4 protein-coding genes are annotated in these 3,809 nt (G+C 69.6%); 2 read left to right on the forward strand and 2 right to left on the reverse strand.

All coding sequences use genetic code 11. From position 1 onward, the window contains the following. The first annotated feature begins 660 nt into the window (after positions 1 to 660). Positions 661 to 1,695 (forward strand): tryptophan--tRNA ligase, encoded by a 1,035-nt coding sequence (gene trpS / locus BZL64_RS35660; RefSeq protein ID WP_086773193.1) that lies wholly within the window; start codon positions 661 to 663, stop codon positions 1,693 to 1,695. On the opposite strand, the gene BZL64_RS35665 is transcribed toward trpS, so the two are convergent. After that, complete coding sequence (locus BZL64_RS35665) at positions 1,626 to 2,672, reverse strand: GlxA family transcriptional regulator (RefSeq protein WP_086773194.1); 1,047 nt, start codon at positions 2,670 to 2,672, stop codon at positions 1,626 to 1,628. The two genes, trpS and BZL64_RS35665, sit on opposite strands and share 70 nt — an antisense overlap. A gap of 75 nt (positions 2,673 to 2,747) precedes the next feature. On the opposite strand from BZL64_RS35665, the gene BZL64_RS35670 reads away from it, so the two are divergent. Further along, a complete protein-coding gene (locus tag BZL64_RS35670; RefSeq protein ID WP_086773195.1) occupies positions 2,748 to 3,332 on the forward strand; it encodes a cysteine hydrolase family protein in 585 nt (194 codons plus the stop codon). Between the two features lie 29 nt (positions 3,333 to 3,361). Here the strand turns inward: BZL64_RS35670 and BZL64_RS35675 are convergent. After that, the coding region (locus BZL64_RS35675) for a pyrroline-5-carboxylate reductase family protein (protein ID WP_279634655.1) at positions 3,362 to 3,809 on the reverse strand (448 nt) is incomplete at its 5' end.

Raw genomic sequence — 3,809 nt, forward strand, 5'->3', positions numbered from 1 at the left:
CCTTTGTACTCACCCGAGAGAATCTCTCAGGCTTTCCTCCGGGCGCTTCCCTTCGGTCTTGCGTTTCCGACTCTATCAGACCGTTTCCGGTTCTGATTTCCTCGGTGCTTTCCAGGTTCCCGCTTTTGTTTCGCGGTTTCCTTTCCGGCGGTTCCGACTCTATCAGATCCTTTCGGCGCTGATTCCCCGTCAGAAGGGGGTTGCCTTCCCGACTGTTGGGCCGTTCCGACGAGTGAGACTTTAGCGGATTCCCTGGCCCCGAAGCCAATCGGGGCTGCGTCCTTTCGAACGCGGATTCCTCATTTCGCGAATACACACGCCAATGACACGACGACAGACGAATCGACTGCTCGTCGAGGTGTGGTTGGTACTTGCGGAATGGCTGTCCGGGGACCGACCGGAGTCGGCGCTCACGTCGGACAACTCGGAGAACACTACGTAGCCGCCCCAGGTGTGTCAACCCAGGTCCTGGTACCACCCTGGAGGCGTAGCCTGCCTCTCATGACTACGCGTACGTGCAGCACCCAGCTGTGGTGGGCCGCCTGACGGCGGCCGGACTGACGTATGCACTCAACGGCCGCCGCCTCGGCGGCCGTTTCTGTTTCTCCCTCCTGGGAGTCGGCCGGCCGGGTGCGGCGGCCTCGACCAGGAGGTGGAGAGATGAAGCGGGTCTTCAGCGGGGTCAAGCCGACCGGGCATCTGACGCTGGGGAACTACCTGGGGGCCATGCGGCAGTGGGCCGCGGTCGACCAGCACCGGGCCGACGCGCTGTTCTGCGTCGTCGATCTGCACGCGCTCACCGTCGACCACGACCCCGCGCGGGTGCGTCGCCTGAGCCGGCAGGCCGCGACGCTGCTGCTGGCGGCCGGACTGGATCCGCGGCTGTGCACCCTCTTCGTGCAGAGCCATGTCGACGAGCACGCACGCTTGTCGTACCTGCTGGAGTGTGTGGCCACCGACGGCGAGATGCGGCGGATGATCCAGTACAAGGAGAAGGCCGCGCGGGAGCGTGAGCGGGGTGGGAGCGTGCGGCTGTCGCTGCTCACCTATCCGGTGCTGATGGCGGCGGACATCCTGGCGTACGGGACGGACGAGGTGCCGGTCGGAGACGACCAGACGCAGCATGTGGAGCTGACCCGGGATCTGGCGCTGCGGTTCAACCAGCGGTACGGGCAGGCGTTCGTGGTGCCGCGGGCCACTACTCCGGCGGTGGGGGCGCGGGTCATGAACCTTCAGGAGCCGATGTCGAAGATGGGCAAGAGCGACGACTCCGGTCCAGGCATCATCTATCTGCTGGACGAGCCGGACGTCGTGCGGAAGAAAGTCATGCGGGCCGTGACCGACAGCGGACGAGACGTCGAGTACGACCGGGAGGGGCGGCCCGGAGTCGCCAATCTGCTGGAGATCCTCGCGGCCTGCACGGGCGGGAACCCGGAGGCGCTGGCAGACGTATACGAGTCGTACGGCGCTTTGAAGAAGGACACCGCGGAGGCTGTGGTGGAGGTTCTCAGGCCCGTGCAGGCCAGGCACAAGGAGTTGTGCGCCGACCCCGTGTTCGTGGAGGGGGTGCTGAGGGATGGTGCGCAGAGAGCGCGGGCCATGGCCCGGCCGGTCGTGGATGCCGCCTACCGGGCGATCGGGCTGCTGCCCGCGGTGGCGGAACCCGCGGAGCCGGAGTTGAACGCGGCCCGGTAGGCGCGTGGGCTGGTGGCGAGGCGCGACGCGAAGTGCTGGCGCATCGTGACCTCGCTGCCGAAGCCCGCGCGGCGGGCGACCTCGGGCATGGGGAGGTCGGTGCGTTCGAGGAGTTTCTGCGCCGCGGCGAGGCGCTGGTCGAGCAGCCAGCGCAGCGGGGTGGAGCCGGTGGCTGCCGCGAAGTGGCGGGCGAAGCTGCGCGGGGACATGCCCGCGCGGGCCGCCAGGCCGGCGACCGTGAGCGGTTCGTGCAGGTGGCGGAGCGCGTGTTCGCGGACGGCGGCGAGGGTGTCGGCGTCGCGGTCGGTGTGCGGGGTGGCGTGTTCGATGAACTGGGCCTGGGTGCCGGTGCGGAAGGGGGCGGTGACCATCGAGCGGGCGATGGTGGCGGCCGCCTCCGCGCCGTGGGAGCGGCGGACCAGGTGGAGGCAGAGGTCGATGCCGGCTGCCGTTCCGGCGGCGGTCCAGATGTTGTCGTCCTCGATGAACAGGGCGTCGGGAACGACCGTGACCCGGGGGTGGTGGGCGCGCAGGAGGTCGGTGAGGTTCCAGTGGGTGATCGCGCGGCGGCCGTCGAGGAGGCCGGCCTGGGCGAGCGTGAAGGCTCCGCCGCAGAGGGCGGCGATGGTCGTGCCGCGGGCGTGGGCGCGGCGGAGGGCCTCGAGGACGGGTGCTGGTGCGCGGGTGAGGTGGTCGTCGAGGCCGGGGACCAGGATCAGGTCGGCGCGAGGCAGCCAGGAGAGGGTGCGGTCGGGGAGGAGGCTGAGTCCGCCGCGCATGGGGACGGGCGTGGTGGTGTCGGTGGCGACGCGGCGCAGGTCGAAGGCGGGGGCGTCGCGGTCTGTGCGGTCGGTGCCCCAGACCTCGGTGATGACGGAGACGTCGAAGGCTCGGATGCCGGGGAAGGCGACGAGGGCCACGCGGTACGCGTCCTGCGGTTCCGGTCGGGGAGGTACCTGCTCCTGCTCCTGCTGCATGCGTGGCAGTAAACCATCGATCGCTGACTTTCCGGCCTCTGGGGTGAGCGGGCTGCCAGCGGCAGGATCGAGGGCATGGATATCGCTGAGAACGCGGCACTGGTGGTCGTGGACGTGCAGAAGGGCTTCGACGAGGCCGAGTTCTGGGGGCGTCGGAACAATCCCGGTGCCGACGACAACATCGCCTCGCTCATCGACGTATGGCAGGCCTCGGGGCGGCCGGTCGTGTTTGTGCGGCATGACTCGGTCAAGCCGGAGTCGCCGCTGCGGGCGGGATATGAGGGGAACGGCTTCAAGGCGTACGTGGAGGAGAGGAGGGGCAAGGGTGCGGGGGCCGAGCTGTTCCTCACGAAGACGGTGAACTCCGCCTTCTACGGGACGCCGGATCTCGACGCCTGGCTGAAGGCGGAGGGGGTCGGCCAGTTCGTGGTGGCCGGGATCCAGACCAACATGTGCGTGGAGACGACCGCGCGGATGGGCGGGAATCTGGGGTACGACGTCGTGGTCGCGTACGACGCCACGTACACGTTCGACCTGGCAGGGCCGTTCGGCTGGCGGCGGACCGCCGACGAGGTGGGGCAGGCGTCGGCGGTGTCGCTGCACGGGGGAGGCTTCGCGCGGGTCGTCACCACCGCGGAGGTGGTGGACGCGGCGAAGTGAGCGCCCCCGGTGGGCGGGCCGGGCCGCCGTCAGTCCTTGGTGCCGGCGGCCAGCTCGCGGCTGCGGTCGCGGGCGGCCTCCAGAGCGGCGATGAGGGCGGCACGTACGCCGTGGTTCTCGAGTTCGCGGATGGCGCTGATGGTGGTGCCGGCCGGGGAGGTGACGTTCTCCCGGAGCTTGACGGGGTGTTCGCCGCTGTCGCGGAGCATCGTCGCGGCGCCGATCGCGGACTGCACGATGAGGTCGTGGGCCTTGTCGCGGGGCAGGCCGAGCAGGATGCCGGCGTCCGTCATCGCTTCGACCAGGTAGAAGAAGTACGCCGGGCCGGAGCCGGAGAGGGCCGTGCAGGCGTCCTGCTGCGACTCGGGGACGCGGAGCGTCTTGCCGACGGAGCCGAAGATCTCCTCGGCGTGGGCGAGGTGGTCGGCGGTGGCGTGGCTGCCGGCGGAGATGACGGACATGGCCTCGTCGACGAGG

Source organism: Streptomyces bobili (assembly GCF_002154575.1).
GTDB classification, from domain to species: Bacteria; Actinomycetota; Actinomycetes; order Streptomycetales; family Streptomycetaceae; genus Streptomyces; species Streptomyces bobili.

Coding starts and splice junctions, on each gene's coding strand:
- trpS (WP_086773193.1), top strand. CDS start 661: ATGAAGCGGGTCTTCAGCGGGGTCAAGCCGACCGGGCATCTGACGCTG.
- BZL64_RS35665 (WP_086773194.1), bottom strand. CDS start 2,672: ATGCAGCAGGAGCAGGAGCAGGTACCTCCCCGACCGGAACCGCAGGAC.
- BZL64_RS35670 (WP_086773195.1), top strand. CDS start 2,748: ATGGATATCGCTGAGAACGCGGCACTGGTGGTCGTGGACGTGCAGAAG.